The sequence below is a fragment of the Candidatus Vicinibacter proximus genome (genome assembly GCA_016713905.1).
GTDB classification, from domain to species: Bacteria; Bacteroidota; Bacteroidia; order Chitinophagales; family Saprospiraceae; genus Vicinibacter; species Vicinibacter proximus.
Map to the genome: position 1 here is coordinate 1,155,244 of JADJOE010000001.1, position 14,575 is coordinate 1,169,818.

At 39.7% G+C, this 14,575-nt stretch carries 6 protein-coding genes; 2 read left to right on the forward strand and 4 right to left on the reverse strand.

Features of this window, described 5'->3' with window-relative positions:
- Positions 1–3 precede the first annotated feature (3 nt).
- Both IPJ83_04575 and IPJ83_04580 read left to right on the forward strand, forming a co-directional pair.
- The gene (locus tag IPJ83_04575) at positions 4–1,590 is read left to right on the forward strand and encodes a DUF1501 domain-containing protein (GenBank protein MBK7879819.1); all 1,587 of its coding nucleotides are present in this window, start codon (positions 4–6) and stop codon (positions 1,588–1,590) included.
- A gap of 110 nt (positions 1,591–1,700) precedes the next feature.
- Positions 1,701–2,948 carry a S8 family serine peptidase gene (locus IPJ83_04580; GenBank protein MBK7879820.1) on the forward strand — a complete coding sequence of 416 codons (1,248 nt, stop codon included), beginning with the start codon at positions 1,701–1,703 and terminating at the stop codon, positions 2,946–2,948.
- Positions 2,949–3,398: 450 nt separating this feature from the next.
- Here IPJ83_04580 and IPJ83_04585 read toward each other — a convergent pair whose 3' ends face one another.
- The 4 genes from IPJ83_04585 to IPJ83_04600 form a co-directional block, all read right to left on the reverse strand.
- A complete protein-coding gene (locus tag IPJ83_04585; GenBank protein MBK7879821.1) occupies positions 3,399–4,853 on the reverse strand; it encodes a SusF/SusE family outer membrane protein in 1,455 nt (484 codons plus the stop codon).
- Positions 4,854–4,884: 31 nt separating this feature from the next.
- Positions 4,885–6,357 carry a RagB/SusD family nutrient uptake outer membrane protein gene (locus tag IPJ83_04590; protein MBK7879822.1) on the reverse strand — a complete coding sequence of 491 codons (1,473 nt, stop codon included), beginning with the start codon at positions 6,355–6,357 and terminating at the stop codon, positions 4,885–4,887.
- A gap of 32 nt (positions 6,358–6,389) precedes the next feature.
- Entirely contained in the window at positions 6,390–9,362 is a 2,973-nt protein-coding gene (locus IPJ83_04595; protein MBK7879823.1) for a SusC/RagA family TonB-linked outer membrane protein, read from the reverse strand.
- 597 nt (positions 9,363–9,959) lie between these two features.
- Complete coding sequence (locus tag IPJ83_04600) at positions 9,960–14,561, reverse strand: T9SS type A sorting domain-containing protein (GenBank protein ID MBK7879824.1); 4,602 nt, start codon at positions 14,559–14,561, stop codon at positions 9,960–9,962.
- Positions 14,562–14,575: the final 14 nt, after the last annotated feature.

Sequence of the window (14,575 nt, forward strand, 5' to 3'; positions counted from 1 at the left end):
AACATGAAACGTCGTAAGTTTATAAAATCCGCCGCCGCCGCAAGTGTTGTAGTGCCTTCCATGATCAATGGTATTCCGCTGCAGGCACACAGCAATAATGCATGGCTGCAATCTGTCCTGAATCCTGGATTGGAAACAGATCATGTGATGGTGCTTATTTATCTCGGAGGAGGTAATGATGGATTGAATACGGTAGTACCTGTAGATAATTACAGCCGACTGGATGCGGCCCGAAAAAATGTTTTGTTGCCACAAAATCAATTGTTGAAACTAAACGGATTTGCCAATACTGCACTTCATCCTGCCATGACCGGTATGCAGACTCTTTTTAATGAAGGGAAAGTAAACATCGTACAATCTGTGGGCTACCCAAATCCAAATTTTTCACACTTCAGGGCAACAGACATTTGGGCAAGCGCCAGCGAAGCCAATCAATACCTCGACTCTGGTTGGCTCGGAAGGTATCTGAATGAAGAATTTCCGGGTTTTCCGCTCGATTATCCGAATGCTGCAAATCCTGATCCGTTAGCCATCCAGGTAGGGGCTAATCTTCCGTTGCTTTTTCAGGGTCCAAATGCTCAAATGTCCATGAATGTGTCCAATCCGGACATTTTTGGGGCATGGCCAACCGGATTAAGTGATCCTCCACCAGCAACACCACTCGGTCATGAATTGAATTACATCCGAACTATAAGCCGACAATCCAAAACCTACGCGGATACGCTTGTTAAAGGTTTTTTAAAAGGTAATAATCTCGGAAATTACCCTGCAGGAAATTATTTAGCGGATACGCTGAAAGTGATCGCACGCCTGATTAATGGTGGCCTCAAAACCAGATTGTATTTGGTAAATCTATACGGCTTTGATACCCATTCTGATCAGGTGGTTACCGGTAACAACGCTACGGGAGCGCATGCCAACCTCTTGAAATTACTGAGTGATGCCGTTTTTTCATTTCAGCGTGATATAGAACTCATGAACGTGGCACATCGTGTCATGGGTATGACTTTTTCTGAATTTGGAAGAAGGATTAAATCCAACGACAGCGTAGGAACAGATCATGGTGCTGCAGCGCCTTTGTTTGTATTTGGTTCAAAGGCAAGAGGCGGAATTACAGGCAACAATCCAATTATTCCTTCGACCGTTACAGAAAATGACAATCTGCCCATGCAGTATGATTTCCGGTCTGTGTATGCATCAGTGCTCAAGGATTGGTTCTGTGTCAAGGATGATAGTCTGCAAAGAATTCTCTTAAAAAATTTCCAGGCACTTCCACTGATAAAAAATGAGTGCAGCACTACGGATACCAAGAATCTTAAAGATGCCGAAGATGCTCTGCAAATCATCGCCAGCCCAAATCCAATGACTTCTTTTACAAATATTCAAATTGCAACTGGCACAGATGGTGTAGCTCAGTTACAGTTGATAGATCCATTAGGCCGACTGGCTAAAATTTTATTTTCCGGCAAATTGCAAAACGGTACCCATCAGTTCAGTTTGGAAAATGAAGGGTACGCACCGGGCAATTATTACATCAGACTTCAACAGGGCAATGCACAAAAGACGGAGCCATTGTTGATTGTAAGATAGGGCTGCTTAATCAAAATAGTAAGTTTTGAAAAAAGTGATTATTGTGTCATGAATAGTTTGTAAATTTAAGTTAATGCAGTATTTTTGTTGACTAACTTAAATTATTACAGATGAAACTAACGCCAAGTATTCAAAGTTTTAAACTTTTATTCTGTTTGTTGCTCATGCTAGCTGCATGTAAGCACGAAACAACAGAACAATACATTGCACCTTTATTCACCCCACCTGGTCAGGTCATCAGCAACCAATACATCATTTTGTTTGAAGACAATTTGGTCGACCTGAGTAAACTAAATTCTGCCGATGTTCAAAGGGCACAAAGGCCATCAGTTGGCGAAACCCGCAAACAAATAGTAAAGGATAGAATTCTTGAGATTGTCTCACCGATGGGGATTAGACCAGATGCCATCATTGATGTATATGCCGAATTGATGATTGGATTTTCAGCAGTTTTGGACAACAACCAGCTTACACAATTGCGAAACCATCCTAATGTAAAACAAATCGAACAGGACATGATCGTGAATCTCCCTGAAACCACACTGGAATATCAGAATGTAGGGCTCAGAGCACAATCTACACCGTGCGGCATCACCAATGCAGGAGGATCTGCGGACGGTAGCGCTTCATCCAAATGGATTTGGATCGTGGACACAGGAATCGATCTCGATCATCCTGATCTGAATGTAGAGACTGGAAGCCAGTATGCAAAATCATTTGTAAAAGGAAGCAAAAGTGCCGATGACTGCCATGGACATGGTACACATTGTTCAGGGATTGCTGCCGCCAAGAACAATGACATTGGTGTAGTTGGGGTTTCAGCCGGAGCTCGGGTGGTGCCTGTTAGGGTTTTAAATTGTCAAGGTTCAGGAACCACCTCCGCTATATTATCAGGACTTAATCATGTTGCTGCAAATGACGAACCAGGTGATGTAGTAAATTTAAGTCTTGGAGGATACTGGGGTGCAAATTGTGATGCAAATTCTTCCTATTCTGCTGCTTTAAAAAATATGAGTGCTGCGGGTACCCGTATTGCAATAGCTTCAGGAAATTCTGCTGCAAATGCCGCTTTGTACACCCCAGCTTGTGCAAATGCCACAAATATTCATACCACTGCATCTATGACTTGTGCAAAAGCCTGGTCTTCATTTTCTAACTATGGCGTACCTCCGGTGGATTGGATTGCAACCGGCTCCAGTGTATATTCTACTTACAAGGATGGCACTTATGCTACCTTAAGTGGGACTTCCATGGCAGCACCACATGTTGCAGGAATTATGCACAACATACAGGCTAGTCCTAACCAAAATGGAACGGTAACTTACAACAACATAGACTATAAAATTGCCGTGAGGTGATTTTAAAATTATAACCTTACCTGAATTAAGCTCCGGTCCTTGGTCGGGGCTTTTTTCTTTTTATAATCTGAATATCGCAAAACTGGTTATTTCGAGCCTACCGGCTTAAAATTTACGATAGTTTTATGGGTGCCCCTTTTAATCAACTTAATCATGAAAATATTAATGATCAGGCCGCATTTAAAATGCTATAGTCCTATTGCATCGCAGTTTAAAACTGCGACAACCAAAAGCGGTTATTTCGAGCCTCCCGGCTTGAAATTTTCGAAAGTTTTTATAGGCACTACTTTTAATCAAAGGGGTAATGAAAATATCGATTAAGCAGTTCGCATTTAATATCCTAACGTCGTATCGCATTGCATTTTAAATCTGTGACGAACTGAGACCAAACAAAAAAAAGGGAAGACCATATAGGCCTTCCCTTTTTCTAATTTTTAATAATAAAAAATACTATTGAACGCTTCCGGTTCCGTCTTTAAAATTAAGTGTAATCGTATGACTTCCCGCAGCTACATTAACTCTTGCCTGATCATTTCCGGTGCCTCGGAACTCAATCTTTCCGTTCAGTACCATCAGCTCTGCTTGCCACCAATCGCATTTCAAGGTAGGCGAAGCAACATGAATACGTAAATCTCCTGCACTCAATGCTTTGGTAATGGTCACATCTGTTCCGGAAGTAAATTTATTTTCCGGTTTTGCAGCATCGTATCCACCAACGCAATCACCAATCAGGTAAACTGCAGCGTCGATAACTTCAATGGTTTCATCTTTAAGGTTCACTACCACAAGGTAATTTCCTGGTGCAGTTGGAGCAGAAACGTTGTCAGTTCCTTTACCGTAAACACCATTTGTTGCGGTTCCTTTAACGCCAAAGTCTCCTTTCCACTCTCTGCCTGGTGCAAACTTGAATCCACCGGTTCCTTCCATTCTTACAATTTTCCAGAATAATTCTGGATGGCTGTGCACCGGAACCATAGGAAGGTCAATGGTTGCCCAATCCCATCCACCAACTGCATCACCGATCATGTATAGTTTTTCAGGATATTCAGCAAGAGGAGGTCCGTCACCGGTTTTGGTTTGCGTTGCTGTAAAACCTTTACCCACTTCATAAGTTAAAGTGAATTTGTATAAGCCGTAAACAGTATTTGCAATATTTGCACCACCTGCGGTAAGTGCAGCAACCGTTCCACCCAGATTTGAATTTGCCTTAATCCCTTTCTTACCGCCACCAAGATCAAACTCAGTATCGATATTGATTTTCCATCCATTTGAATAACGGAATTTCCAGTCATTTTTTAACATGAGCACATCAGTTGCCTCAAATTCCATTTTAGTCAAATTGAAAGTAGTATTCATTGGTGTATTGGTACTCCATCCACCTGGTGTTGCGCCGCCTATCAAACCATATTTTACTCTGGCGATGGCTACTTTATTTACACCTAAATCCACAATAACATGATATAAACCATCTTCCGGAACAGTAAATGGGGTAGTAGATTCTACCAAATTACCTTTCCAAAGTCCATCTTTTGGTTCATCCACATCCAATGCAGCAGTTTCTACAATTTTGAAATCTGCACCCGGTCCATAGGTTTTACGTGTAGTTCCGGAGACACTAACGATGTTGAAACCATCAGCACCTGCTTTAACTGGAATATATAACTCCAACAAATTGGTTCTGTCTTCTTGCAGAACTTCATTTTTAGTAACTTTAAATAAAGCTTTGGTACTGAAATCCGCAAATCCGGTACCTGCACCTTTTACATAAAGCCCATCTTCTACTACTGTTCCACCACCGCCGGTATCGTCGTCATCTGAGCATCCGGTCATCCAGAAGCTCAAAGAAGCGACCATCGTCAACAGAAGGTACTTAGAGCAAAAGTTTAAAAAATTTTCCTTAGACATTTTTAAAGATTTATAGTTAATGAATAAAATTTTACAAACCTAAATTTGGATTGGCATCAATGGCCCATTGAGGAATTGGAAATAAATTCCTTTCCGGAGCACTTGCCGGTTTTGCCCACCAGGCATTATTGAATTTCTTAAAACGAATGAGATCTTGTCTTCTGTGCCCCTCAGCAAACATTTCCCTCCCTCTCTCAGCAAGGATCATGTCTAAAGTAGTACCTGTCCATGCAGATACACCGGCTCTTTGGCGAACCTGATTGACTAGATTGTCTCCATTTTTTCCTTGTCTGATTTTTGCTTCTGCGCCCATTAAAAGGATGTCTGCATATCTAAAAAGCGGAAAGTCGTTGTCCAGATTTTCATCTGTACCTGCTGCAATTTCAAATTTACCTATTCTGGCACCGGACATTCTGATTTGTTCGAATGTATAAGAACCATCCATGATCAATGCGGGAATTTTAGGATTGATGACCAAAGGTTTTCCAGCTGTTTCATCAAACAATGGCTGACCTGTAGAAGTAAATTGTGGTCCAACAATAAATCCTTGTTTTCTAAGGTCGTCATTCGTAAAAGTATTGTAATGATCTTCCACTGCAGCACATCCGTTCCATGGTCCAACCAACATGTCAAAGGTTTGATTCATCAAGTAATGAAGTGTCCTCATATGCAAACGGAATCCTTTCAAACTTTTTGAATCGAATGGAATGGTGAATATGTTTTCAATGGAATTTTCATTATTTTTTACAAATGGAAGCAAGGGTTTAGCTTCCAGATTATAGATTCCTAATTGTATGATACTGTCACAATATGATTCAGCCTCTGCCCATTTTTGAGTGCCAGTATAAATTTCCGCATTCAAATAAAGTTTAGCCATAATGGCATAAGCAAGTCCTTTGGAAACTGCAAATTTTTTAGTGTTCACTTGGAGATAAGGAAGGCTTTCCTTTAAATCTTTGATCAGGAAATCAAAAATTTCAGCTCGTTTATTTTTCTTTGGTTGTGGATCGGCCGTAAAAAATGAGGTAACCAAAGGTACATCCCCATAATTGTCCATCAACAAATACAAATAAAAAGCCCTCAGGGTTTTCAATTTTGCAATGTTTACTTTCGCTGCTTCAGCAGCCTGAAACGGGATGAGTTCATCAATGGCTTTATTTGCTTCAAACACGCCATCATACATCTGTGACCACATAGAATTTACAGCATCCACATTGTTATTCCATTCATGGGTATGCAAGACTCTCCATTTACCTCCATCTTCCCAATCTGTAAGCCTCACGGGAAATACAATTTCATCACTGGTCACCTCTTGTGCCCAAAACCACCATCCCGCATCATCTATGAGGTCCGCAAGTTCCTTATAGGTTGGAATAATATTTAATGCAGCCTGCTCTTCGTTTTCAGGAAACTCGCTTTCCGGAATTTTGTCAAATATCTTTTCATCCAGTTTGGTACAGGAAAGTGAGAATATTAAAGCAGAAATAAAATATATTTTTTTCATGTTTTTACTTTTTGTGAATCAGATTTGAAGATTTAAAAACTTGCGTTAATTCCAAATGCAATACTTCTGGCTTTAGGATAAACATCGTATTGGTCCCTTCCGAATTCAATACCACCATAACTTAATTCAGGATCCAGTCCACTGTATCCGGTAATGGTCAGAAGGTTTGTCCCTGCCACATAGACTCTTAAATTTTTCAGATACTTGGAATTTCCAGTTTTGAAATTGTAGCCAATATTGACATTGTCAAGTTTTAGGAAAGTGCCATCTTCCAGATAATAATCGCTTACAATCGGCGAACTGGTAAGACCCTTGTCATACTCTGTTAATGCTTCCTCCAATACATTCAATGTAGGAAGATCTGCAGGATTACTGAATACCATTCTGGTGACATTAAGTACATCAAATCCCACAACAGCCCGGACTGAAAAACTAGCATCAAAAGATCTACCTAATTTAAAATAATTGGACCAGCCAATGGTAAAATCAGGTTGTGCATTTCCGACTACTCTTCTCTCCGCTCTTGCCGGATCTCTGGTCACTCCACCTGCGGCAGTGTAAAAAAGAAATTTTCCATCTTCGGTTAGGCCTGCATATTCAGGGAGATAAAAGGTGCCCAATTCTAAACCTGGTTTAATGATTTGTGTATAGTTCTCACCACCTACCAGTCCGCGTCCGGAAACATACAGAGTTTTAATTTCGTTCAGATCATATTTATCATTTGCAAGCTCTGTGGTTTTTTGTTCGTTGGCACTGAACACCAGATTGGATCGCCAATCAAAATTTTTCATATCCACCACAAAGGTTTGAATGCTTGCTTCAATACCATTGTTTTTTATTTTTCCTGCATTTGCAAATATGTATCTGTTTTTATTTGGTGGAACTGGCAGCTCATAGTTATAGATCAAATCGCGTGTGGTCTTTTGATACACTTCAATGGATCCGCTGATTCGGTTTTTCAAGATGCCAAAATCCAAACCGATGTTTAATTCTACATTCTCTTCCCATTTTAAATCTGGATTTGGATTTACACCGCCAAGATTTTGAAATGAAATTACTTTATTTCCATTTTCCGGATTGATGGCTGTCCCGGCAGGAATAAAAAATATCTGATCCACATTCGTAGGAATATTTTGATTTCCTGCAATTCCATATCCTACCCGCAATTTAAGTTCTTCCAAAAAACCTACATCACTGAGGAATGATTCACGGACCAGATTCCAACCCACAGAGGCCGAAGGAAACCAGCCCCATTCATTGTTTTTGCCAAACTTAGACGAACCATCTCTTCTAATCGTCGCAGTAATAAAATATTTTTTGTCAAAATCATAAACTGCACGACCAAAAAAAGATGCGAGCAAAAATTCGTTCTTGTAGGAAGAAATACTTCCCGGTTCCAAATTCAACAACGCTCCAAGATTATAGGATTTTAAATAATCTGAAAGTGCTTCTTTTCCCTGGGCAGTAAATCCATCGTAACCATCTTTTTGGTAAGAATGTCCACCCAACAATTGAAGTTGGTGTTTTTGTGAAATATTGGTGGAATAATTTAATGTGGTTTCAATAATTTTTGACTGATAATTATTGTAAGATCTCTTGCCAAATCCTTTGGTGAAATTGGATGCAGCATAACTTGGTTCGTAATAAAAACTTTCATCGTCATCACGAATGTAGGCAAGGTTAACTGCAGCAGAAAGTCCCCTGAATATCTCTAAATCAGCTCTGAAATTTCCAAAAATCCTTTTCGCTTCACGTTCATTTTGAGTTTCCTTGATGATGGCCACTGGATTAAAATACTGGAAGGATCTGTCTGTCTCAAAATAACTACCATCCGTATTGTACACCGGATCTGTTGGGCTTCTTCTAAAAGCCTGATAAATTATATTGGTAGGTGAAATTCCTCCTCCGTAATTAACATAATTATTGTTCTCTACCGTTCCGGAAAGTCTTGCCTGAACAGTAAGTTTGTCCTGAAGACCTTTTTGGGTAAAATTCAATCGGCCTATACTTCTTTGCTTGGCAGATCCAAGAAGCAATCCATCAATATTTAAATGCGAAATGGATGCTCTATAATTTGAATTAGCATCTGAGCTGGAGAAGGACAGCGTCTGGTCATGCAGCAAACCTGTGCGGTATATTTCGTCCAACCAATCCACGTTTGCACCATTATCAATGAATGTTCTGCCGGTCTTTGCTGCAAAATCTCTGATTTGATCCCCAGTAAGAAAATCCAGTCTTCTTGCTGTCTGGTCCACGGATACCTGGCCATTATATTCTATTTGGTTGATGCGATCTTTTGATTTGGAAAGTCCTGCATTTTTGGTGGTGATGATGATGACACCATTGGAACCTCTTGCCCCATATATGGCTGTGGAAGAGGCATCCTTTAAGACGTTATAGGATTCAATGTCATTTGGGGAGATGGTCGTAGGGTCAACACCCGGCACTCCGTCCACTACAAACAACGGGCCTGTTCCACTGGTAAAACCGGAGGCGCCCCTGATGTTTACAGAAAAACCACCATTAGGATCTCCGCCTTGTTTCGAAATGGTAACACCTGCTGCCTTTCCCTGTAAAGCTTGCACAGGATCCTGAAGACTACCAACATTGAGCTCATCCGCCTTAACCATAGAAACCGCCCCAGTCTTGTCCGTTTTCTTCTGAGTACCATAACCGATAAGAATTACCTCATCCAATAATAATCCTGGTTTTAACTGAATGAGATAGTTGTTTTCTACCCCAATGCTTTGAATCAAAGTGGTATATCCTGTAAAAGTGATGACAAGGTTTTGCGCACCATCCGAAAGACTAATGCTGAAATTGCCATCTGCATCTGTTACGGTACCAATGGTCGTATTTTGCACTTGAACTGCCGCCCCAATAATTGGTTCTGAGGTAGTGGCATCCTGGACCTTTCCGGTGATGATCCTTTGTGAAAATAGACTTACCCCTGCTATCAGGGTAAAAACCAGTAACAAAGTAATCTTAAAGTATCGCTTATTCATGGATGAGTTGAAATTAGGTTTTGTTTGAACTGGCAAACTTAATATCTTATTAACAATTCTACCGGATTTTGTTTATTCTGCCATTATTATTTTTTCTGATATAGTATATTTTATAAGATTTTCTATGTGTTGGCCAAAAAAACTGGCAATTATTTTTATATGGCATGATTCAGGATTATGGAAAATCTTTAAAAATTGCCGCGTTAAAGTAAGAAATCAATGCGCACAAGCATTAATATATGGGCGGTCAACATTGTTTGAACGTACATATTCTGTATATCGACCAACAGAAATGACAAAAAGAAGATGCCAATGTCTTTTATTTCAAATTTATTGTATGTGACATATATTTTGAAATTCAATAAATTTTCAAAATATATGTTGGTTTAGTATAAAGTTATTTTAGAGTGACTATAGTTTAGGGTATTCTTGAATACTTAAACATTGTCATCATTTTGGACATTTAAAAAGCCCCCCAAAAATATGGGAGGCTTTTTAGACTATCTGAATAGAGCATGAGAATAAACAAATTAACTATCAGGATTTCATAGTGTCAAAAACAATACACATTTTAAAGATCGAATGGGTAAACAATGATTAAAGTTTAATCAGTTTAATTATTTTCGAATGGCCTATTCCATTTCTAAAGTCAAGTATGTAAACTCCTTGTTTGAGATCAGCAACTTCAATTTTTTGTTCGAGGTTAGGTGGAATGTTTATTGTCCTGATCAATTGTCCGTTCAAGTTTATAATGTTTAATCTAGTTTGATCATTGGTCCATTTTTCGTAAATTTGGATGAATAATTCATCGTTTACCGGATTAGGTCTGATTCTTATATCCATTTCAGAGTTTTTAGGATCAATTCCACTGTTGATACAACCCCAGTTCTTCACAAATCCATCTCCTGCGGAAATTAGTTCACATGTTTTGGTTCCACATGAATCATAGGATGCCAGCGCCCTTACCAATTGATTTAAATGAGCGGTACTGTTCCAATCCAGAGAATCCCATTCTGCCACCCCTGACATCGTCTTCATTCCTGCTTCCATAAAATTTCCGGCCACATAAAGTTTTTGATCATAATCTCTCAAATCATAAATTCCTTCGGTGCTCTTGTTGAAATCACCACCATTGAGAGCAGACCAATTTGTGCCATTCCATTGGGCGATGTGTTTAGTATTGTTGATGCCATTCGCATTTTCAAATCTACCGCCAACCATTAATTTTCCGTTAAACTCTTTTAATGTGGTCACGCCCTGCCCTTTGTTTAGGGGATCAAGATTAACCCCATTCAAAAGATTGCTCCAGTTGGTTCCATTCCATAAGGAAATATTATTGTTGGGGATGTTGAAAACACCACCAGCGTAAAGTTGATTTTGAAAGAATTCAAGTGTGTTTACAGGACCATTAAAACTTGCCGAAAATGGGGCTTCCCAATTAAGACCATTCCATCGGGCGATATTTTTGGTATTAATTTTTACCGAGTTTCCGGCTTCACTAAAAAACCCGCCAACTATCAATCCTAATGGATGACTTAGTAAAGCATTTACGGATACCAAACTACTTGAATCCATCACGCCATTATCTAATTTATTCCAGGAATTTCCATTCCATACAGCTATATGGTTAGCATCTGTCAGTCCACCAGCTTCGACGAATTTTCCTCCAACATAGAGTAGTCCATTGTGCACAGTTAGAGCGTTCACAGTGCCGTTGATGCCAGACCCCACAGCACTCCATAAATGGCCATCCCAGACGGCAATATTATTTGCATTCGTGGACCCGATTTGGCTAAAGCTGCCAGCCACATAAAGTTTGCATTGATAGATACACATGTCTTTGATATGTCCGGTTTGTCCCATCAGATTCCAGGATTTTTGTGCCGGAAGACAAGCAGATGTGGTGCAGGCTGTATCCAATCCAGGTGGTTGCACACAATTAAAGGTTTGCTGATGCGTACAACTGTCCACCTTTCCTCCGGAGCTATAGTAATAAGACAGGGAGATTGTATAGTTACCGGACCCTTTTACGCAAAAGTTAACAGGTACTGATGGGCCGGATGGAAAATATCCGGATTGGTGACTCAGGGTAAAACTTTTATCATTTACCAGAATGTTCCAATCGGTACCTGTGGTTAATTTTTCAAAAGTTCCACTACTGATATTTAATTTGAGTAATTGGAAACAATTTGTCTGAGGAATTTGCTGACTTAGTTTATAACAACAAGTTCCTGAAGAATCCTGCAGTGGAATAATTTGATGTTGTAGAGAATCGCAACTACAAACCAAAGGAGGTTGGGGACAATCGATGTTGTCATGGTATACACAACTGTCTAGCTTACCTAGTTTGCTGAAATAATAAGTTCTGGTGATAACATATTGGGAAGCATTTTCTACACAAAAACTAACAGGTAAAGAAGGTCCGGAAGGTAAAAATCCGGATATATGGGTTAATAAAATCTGACTTGCATTACCGCTGTATTTTAGATTAATGTCCGGCACCACTTTTATAAATTTACCGTTGCTGAGATTTATTTTAAGCGAGGTAAAACAATCAGGACCAGGTATGAACTGATCCACAACAAAACAGCATACACCCTTATCGTTTGAAAGTGGTTGGAGTTTTGTTTTTAAAGAGTCACAACTGCAGAATTTAGGTGGCTGAGTACAGCCAAATTGTTGTGCATACATGCAACTGTCTTTAATGCCATTTTTATAAAAGAAATATTTAACCGTTATGGTATAAAGTGCTGCATCTATGACACAAAAAGACACAGGCAAGTTATTGCCTTCCGGAATAAATCCGGATTGGTGTGTGACATCGAATTTTTGATCAGTTCCAATTACATCATAATTTGGATCGGGGACCACTTTAGTAAATTTACCATTACTTAAGCTAAGCTGAATAGAACTGAAACAATCGGCTCCCTTTATTTGTGAAGAGAGCGTGTAACAACATTCTCCATTAGACCCTGAACTTTGAATGATTTTTGTTTTGATCGAATCACATTTGCACACTTTAGGAGGAGGGGTGCAATTTTTTATAAATGTTTTTCGGCAAGCATCCAGTATTTTTCCTGCAGGGTCAAAGAAGTCCACAGTAACTATAAATGGATTTACTGCACTATTTACGCAGAAGGAACCAGGGAGAATATTTCCGGTGGGAATAATGCCACCATTCGGTATAAAGCAAAAACCATCGGGTAGATTCTGCACGGACCATAGAGGATTTGGGGTAATCTGACTAAAATTTCCTGAGTTGGTTTTAAAACATATTTTTGAAAAACAAGCTGATTTGGAGTTATAGGCAGAAAAATTAAAGCAGCAATTACCAGCTGGTCCATTACTCAACAATTGAACATTTTTTAAGGAATCACAACAAGTATTTGGGACGGGAATCCCAGGACATCCTACCAAAAATTCAAATGAGCAGGAATCTTTTCCTTGTGGCGTGGTAAAATGATATCTGAGGAATACCTGTGCTGGGTTTTGATTGGTGTTGATGCAAAAAGATCCGGGCTTTATGGATCCGGAAGGAATAAATCCGGAGTTGTGATTAAGAAAAAATCTGTTGCTAGCAGATGGTGTAAGAAAAAATCCCGCGCCTAAATTGGCATTTCTGGAAGAGAATGTTCCACCATTAATAATCACTTCAATTTTGGTAAATAAATTTGAATTAGGATTTTCTGCCTTTATATCAAAGCAGCAGGATGTCGGGAGCGTATATTGTTTTTCTAAAAAACTGCTGAATGCGGTATCACATTTTGCACTTTGAGGATTTGCTGGGCAGTCTTGAACATATTGATAAATGCAGCTATCTGTTTTACCTCCGCTTGTGGAAATATAATGTACTGTAATGCTGTATTGCCCGGCACCCTGGACACAAAAATCAGCAGCGTTGAATTTGCCAGGAGGAAGGAAACCGCTGTTGTGGTTTAGATAAAAGGTTTTTGAATTTACATTTGCAAATGACCATCCGGATGCACTATTGGGATTGATGTTTGAAAAGGTCCCGTCACTTACGGTGACCAAGATATTGTTGTAACAATGATAGGAACTTATTTTACCGCTGAGGTTAAAACAACAACCATTTGGCAGTACAGATATTTTTTTGAGGACATTGGTGTTAAAAGTATCGCATTTGCATGGTTTTGAGATTACACAAATAGTTCCTGTGCAATTTTCTTCGCAGTTACCATCCTTTACATTCAGTCGTATTAGATAGCACCCGGGCACAAAATATGGAACACGAATACTGTCTCCTGTAAAGGTCTGCGTTCCAGGTCCGCCAGGAATATCCAGAGTCCATCGCAGTTGTTTGTTATTGGATCCATTGCCTGTGTAAAAAATCAATGCTGTGTCACCGACCGTAATGGTATCCTGAAAATCAAATGAGCAAGTTAAATTGCATTGAACGGTAGTGCAGACCGTATCCTTGCACGTTCCGTTATCAATTATTACACAGTAGCATCCAGCCTGAGGAGGACGAAAGCATTGAGATTTGGAATAAACAATGGGCTGACTGCAGGAAATCCAGGTGTAATCCAAGCCGGAAGGAAACGCACACAGGCTGTCAGGGCCTTGTACAATGGAACCATTCAATGCAGGTAAAACCTTTATGCTAACTGAAGCCGAAGGCATTGCATTGGTGCAATTCTGATCTTTTATTTCTACTAATTCATACACATTGGTAGTAGATGGGCAGACGTTTAATTGGTATCCATTGGAGAAGCTGGTATAACCATTTATTCCGGAATTGTCTTTGATGGTAAATCGGAAGGGAGGTGTTCCTGTGAAACGCAAGTTAATCAATTTGCAATCACCCAGACACAAGCTGTCGTCAGGGCTGAATTGGCCAAGCGGAATAGGATGTACCAAAACTTGGACAGTGCATGTTTCCGGCATTTGACCCGGTTCCTGAGTAATTAATCGGATGCTGCATGATCCGGCTTTGAGGAAGCATGCATCGTGCGGGTTTTGCAGGGTGGAATTCGTGATGGTTCCACAATCGATGGACCAATCATAGCTTGCATTAATGGAATTCATGCCTATGTAGCTTACAGGAAGGCAATCACCCAAACAGGCTGTAGGGGCCACCTGGATGCAGTTACTTTGTGCAAAAACAATGTAATTGCAAAAAAAGAAAAACAGAACTAACGACTGTGCAATTTTATTAAAAAATGAGTCATTACTAATCATAATAGAGGAGTATT

Coding starts and splice junctions, on each gene's coding strand:
- IPJ83_04575 (MBK7879819.1), top strand. CDS start 4: ATGAAACGTCGTAAGTTTATAAAATCCGCCGCCGCCGCAAGTGTTGTA.
- IPJ83_04600 (MBK7879824.1), bottom strand. CDS start 14,561: ATGATTAGTAATGACTCATTTTTTAATAAAATTGCACAGTCGTTAGTT.
- IPJ83_04580 (MBK7879820.1), top strand. CDS start 1,701: ATGAAACTAACGCCAAGTATTCAAAGTTTTAAACTTTTATTCTGTTTG.
- IPJ83_04595 (MBK7879823.1), bottom strand. CDS start 9,362: ATGAATAAGCGATACTTTAAGATTACTTTGTTACTGGTTTTTACCCTG.
- IPJ83_04585 (MBK7879821.1), bottom strand. CDS start 4,853: ATGTCTAAGGAAAATTTTTTAAACTTTTGCTCTAAGTACCTTCTGTTG.
- IPJ83_04590 (MBK7879822.1), bottom strand. CDS start 6,357: ATGAAAAAAATATATTTTATTTCTGCTTTAATATTCTCACTTTCCTGT.